The organism is Mariniradius sediminis, assembly GCF_021491425.1.
In the GTDB taxonomy this organism is placed as follows: Bacteria; Bacteroidota; Bacteroidia; order Cytophagales; family Cyclobacteriaceae; genus Mariniradius; species Mariniradius saccharolyticus.
Genome location: NZ_JAKEVZ010000086.1, coordinates 1 through 284 on the forward strand (window position 1 = coordinate 1; position 284 = coordinate 284).

Sequence of the window (284 nt, forward strand, 5' to 3'; positions counted from 1 at the left end):
CACAGTCCTTGGCGATTTTGAAGGTAAAAATGCAGAGTTACAACTTGCAAAATTGGCGGATGAGGAGTTTGTTAAAACTTCGAATGAATACATAAACAATTATCGGAGTCGCTACAAAAACCTGGCAAAAAAAGAAGACCAGCATGTGTTAGCGAGCAATGAGCTTTCTTATTATCAAGAAAGAAAAATTGTATTACAAAAAGTTTTTCGAAATCATAAGCTTCAGCAACCGGAGTCAGGTGAATGCCCAACATGTTCTCAAACATTGCCTTATAGTTTAAGCA

General features: G+C 36.6%; 1 protein-coding gene. It reads left to right on the forward strand.

Translation table 11 applies throughout. From position 1 onward, the window contains the following. The coding region (locus L0U89_RS20380) for a hypothetical protein (RefSeq protein WP_234863204.1) at positions 1-284 on the forward strand (284 nt) is incomplete at both ends.